This window comes from Dietzia sp. DQ11-38-2 (genome assembly GCF_014145055.1).
GTDB lineage: Bacteria > Actinomycetota > Actinomycetes > Mycobacteriales > Mycobacteriaceae > Dietzia.
In genome coordinates this window covers 3,783-7,248 of record NZ_JAALDW010000347.1, presented here as the reverse complement: position 1 = coordinate 7,248, position 3,466 = coordinate 3,783, and the positions used below count along the sequence as shown (strand labels likewise).

The window sequence follows — 3,466 nt, the reverse complement described above, 5'->3', positions numbered from 1 at the left end:
CGGGCGGCCGCGTGCTCCCCGGCTTCGCGGACCCGGGTCGCCTCAGCCGCCACCGCGACCCGTTCGAAGGCCACCAGGGCCGCCGCGACCGGCCCCACCTCCGCTCCTGATCCCGCCATCGGTCCCGCCCCCTCTCGAGCCCGTGGGTACGGGCCGCTCGAGTAGTGACGCTAGGGGGGAGGGTCGGGCCGGGTCAGGCCCCTCAGAGGGGCGGTGGATAGATCGGACGACCATCCACAGGCTCAGTCCAGGTCGGGGTTCTCGGCGTACCGATCTCCGACGTACATCCGGAGCAGTACCGCGACCATGCCCGCGCCGAACAGCCCCGTACCGCCGAGGAGCAGACCCTCCGGCATCCGCTGGTCGGGCGACTCGGAGGCGATCACGATCCCCACCTGCATCGCCACCAGGAGCGCGAGTGTGACCACCACGATCAGCCACAGGTCCTCACGGACCAGTCGCTCGAACCTGCGCAACCTCGGGGCGGTCGACGTCCACCACTGCTTGTTTGGCCCGTTGATGAGTTCCGGTGCCCGCATGACGAGCAACGACGTGAGCGGGATCAACGCCAACACGGTGAGCGGCAGCACCCCCGAGAACGCCAACGCCCCGGCCTTGCCGGACCACCCGTCAGCCCGCCCTCCGGAACCGAAATGGATCGGGACCCGCTCGGGGAGCACCATCGCCTGCCAGGCGAGCACCGCCAGCCAGATCAGCAGGGTGGACACGACGAGTGCCGGATCCACGGACCGGACGGCTCCCTGGGCAGCCCGCGGGCCTCGTCGGCGACCGAGTTCGTCGTCGTCATCTCACCAGCCTGCCGAACCGACGGCTGCGCCCCCGCACGTCCTACCTCACCACCGTCACGCGGGAGGCGGCCTCGCGGGCCCGTTCCCGCGCGGTCTCCACGTCCTCGGCGGTCGCCACGGCCACTCCCATACGGCGGAACTCGCTGGCCGAGGGCTTGCCGAACAGTCGCAGATCCGATTCCGGGACCGCGAGCGCACGGGCCACGCCCTCGAACCCCACGCCCTCGACCACACCGCTCGAGCCGCCCTCGGGGTCACCCTCAGGATCGTGCGCGATGCCGGCGCCGCCGTAGATCACCGCAGACGCTCCCGGGCTGGACATCGTGGTGACCACGGGCAGACCCAGGACGGCGCGGGCGTGCATGTCGAACTCGCTGAGCACCTGGCTGCGCAGCGTCACCAGGCCGGTGTCGTGCGGCCGCGGGCTGACCTCGGAGAAGTAGACGTCGACGCCCTGCACGAACAGTTCCACCCCGAACACCCCGACGCCACCGAGTGCGCCGGTCACGCGCGCCGCGACCGAGCGCGCCGAATCGTAGGCGTCCTGGGTCATGGCCTGGGGCTGCCACGACTCGACGTAGTCCCCGCGCTCCTGACGGTGACCGATCGGCTCGCAGAAATCCGTTCGGATCGCTCCGGTGGCCGGGTCCACGCTGCGGACGGTGAGCAGGGTGATCTCGTACTCGAAGTCCACGAACGACTCCACGATCACCCGCGCCCCCGTCACCCGCGCACCCGACTGCGCGTAGGCCCAGGCGGCCTCCACGTCCTCGGGGCCGTGGAGGGAGGACTGCCCCTTTCCCGACGACGACATCGTGGGCTTGACCAGGCACGGGAACCCGATCCGGTCGCATGCCTCCTGCAACTCCTCCAGCGACGAGGCGAACGCGTAGCGACTCGTGGGCAGGCCCAGCTCCTCGGCGGCCAGGCGCCGGATCCCCTCACGGTCCATGGTCAGCTGCACTGCGCGGGCCGTGGGGACGACTCGCGCCAGCCCGTCCTGTTCGATCTGCGCCAACGCGGCGGTGGCGATGGCCTCGATCTCCGGCAGGATCACGTGCGGCTTCTCGAGCTCCACCACCCGCCGCACCTCGCCTGAGTCGGTCATGTCGATCGTGTGGCTGCGGTGGGCGACCTGGTGGGCGGGGGCGCCGGAGTACCGGTCCACCGCGATCACCTCGACACCCAGGCGCTGCAGCGCAATGGTGACCTCTTTGCCCAGCTCGCCCGAGCCCAGGAGCATCACGCGCGTCGCGCCGGGACTCCCCGGCGTGCCGAGGCGGTCGACGACTGGCGGGGCGAGGGGATCGTGCGCTGCGGTCATGGCGCCCACGCTAGTAGAGGCCCGCCGACGCGGGTCCTTTCGCATGCTCCCCGGCTCACGCGGATCGGCAGGCGATACCGTGTGTGCAACGCCACACGAAAGGGCACACCTGTGACCACTGCCTCCCCCGGCCCCCTGGCCGGCATCCGCGTCGTCGAACTCAACGGCATCGGCCCCGGCCCCCACGCCTGCATGATGCTCGCCGATCTGGGCGCCGACGTCGTGACCGTCATGCGTCCCGGCGAACTCGCCACCCAGGTCGGCGGCTGGGCGCACATCACCCGGCGCGGCCGGACCGTGGTGGAGGCGAACCTCAAGAGCGACGACGGGTTGGCGCAGGTCCGCGGTCTGATCGCCAAGGCCGACGTGCTGGTCGAGGGCTTCCGGCCCGGGGTGACCGAACGTATGGGACTCGGCCCCGACGAGTGCCTCGAGCTCAACCCGCGGCTCGTCTACGCACGGATGACCGGGTGGGGTCAGCACGGCCCGCTCGCCCACACGGCCGGTCACGACCTCAACTACATCTCGCTCACCGGTCACCTCAACGCCACCGCCCGCAAGGGCGAGCGCCCGGTGCCTCCGCTCAACCTGGTCGGCGACTTCGGCGGTGGGTCGATGTTCCTCGTCCAGGGCATCCTCGCCGCCATCATCGAACGCGCCACCTCGGGCAGCGGCCAGGTCATCGACGCCGCGATGACCGACGGCGCCTCCGTACTGGGCCAGTTCCAGTGGGCCATGCGCGCACGGGACCAGTGGTCGGACGTCGCCGGGACGAACATGCTCGACACCGGGTTCCCGTTCTACGATGTCTACACCTGCTCCGACGGCAAGTTCATGGCAGTGGGCTGTCTGGAGCCGCAGTTCTATGCGGAGTTCGCCCGGCTGCTCGGCATCGACGGCGACGGCATGCCCGGCCAGTTCGACATGGATCGTTGGGACGAGTTGCGGGAGATCATCGCCGCCACGTTCGCCGAGAAGCCCCGCGACGAGTGGGCCGAGCTCTTCTACGGCACCGACGCCTGCACGACCCCGGTGCTGACCTACACGGAGGCGCTGTCCCATCCCCACATGACGGCGAGGGAGACCTTCGTCGAGGTCGGCGGGGACTTGGGGCCCGCGCCCGCGCCGCGGTTCTCGCGTACCCCTGCGCCCGCCGTCCCGGCCGCGCCGCCGCGTGAGGTGACCGCGATCGATCAGGTCTGGGCCTGAGCATGGGCGAGCCGGGGGCCACGTCTCACTCTCCGGGCAGTGGCTCCCGGGTGGCCGGTATGACCCTGGCCGTGGACCCGGCCTCAGCGGAGCCGCCGTTCCGCCAGCTCAAAGGGCAGATCGT

Annotated in this window: 3 protein-coding genes; 1 reads left to right on the top strand and 2 read right to left on the bottom strand. The window is 70.9% G+C overall.

Features of this window, described 5'->3' with window-relative positions:
• Nucleotides 1-242 precede the first annotated feature (242 nt).
• Nucleotides 243-746: a DUF1648 domain-containing protein gene (locus G6026_RS11935; protein ID WP_309230257.1), complete on the bottom strand. Its 504-nt coding sequence runs from the start codon at nucleotides 744-746 to the stop codon at nucleotides 243-245.
• 103 nt (nucleotides 747-849) lie between these two features.
• Nucleotides 850-2,133, bottom strand: coding sequence for a formate-dependent phosphoribosylglycinamide formyltransferase (gene purT / locus G6026_RS11930; RefSeq protein ID WP_182613307.1), 1,284 nt, complete (start codon nucleotides 2,131-2,133; stop codon nucleotides 850-852).
• Nucleotides 2,134-2,244: 111 nt separating this feature from the next.
• On the opposite strand from purT, the gene G6026_RS11925 reads away from it, so the two are divergent.
• Nucleotides 2,245-3,342, top strand: coding sequence for a CaiB/BaiF CoA-transferase family protein (locus G6026_RS11925; protein WP_182613306.1), 1,098 nt, complete (start codon nucleotides 2,245-2,247; stop codon nucleotides 3,340-3,342).
• Nucleotides 3,343-3,466: the final 124 nt, after the last annotated feature.

What these genes read in the sequence shown, in the direction of transcription:
- purT (WP_182613307.1), bottom strand. Translation starts at nt 2,133, where the DNA reads ATGACCGCAGCGCACGATCCCCTCGCCCCGCCAGTCGTCGACCGCCTC.